Consider the following 268-nt stretch of genomic DNA (forward strand, 5'->3'; position numbering starts at 1 on the left):
TCTGGACTACTGGCGGGAGAAACTGGCCGGTGCCGCGCAATTGGAGCTGCCCTCCGACCGTCCCCGCCCGGCGGTCACCACCTACCGGGGGTCGATCGGCCAGTTCTTCTTCCCCTCCGAACTGTTGGACGGGCTGCGCCGGGTGGGGCGTGAAGAGGGCGCCACGTTGTTCATGACGTTGCTGGCGGCGTTCCAGGCTCTGCTTGGGCGTTACAGCGGTCAGGGCGACATCAGTGTGGGGACTCCGGTGGCGGGTCGGGGCCGTCCT

General features: G+C 68.3%; 1 protein-coding gene. It reads left to right on the top strand.

From position 1 onward, the window contains the following. On the top strand, positions 1 to 268 hold a 268-nt coding region (locus tag N5079_RS35270; RefSeq protein ID WP_261588565.1), incomplete at both ends, for a condensation domain-containing protein.

The sequence above is a fragment of the Planotetraspora sp. A-T 1434 genome, from assembly GCF_025420585.1.
In the GTDB taxonomy this organism is placed as follows: domain Bacteria; phylum Actinomycetota; class Actinomycetes; order Streptosporangiales; family Streptosporangiaceae; genus JAOEGB01.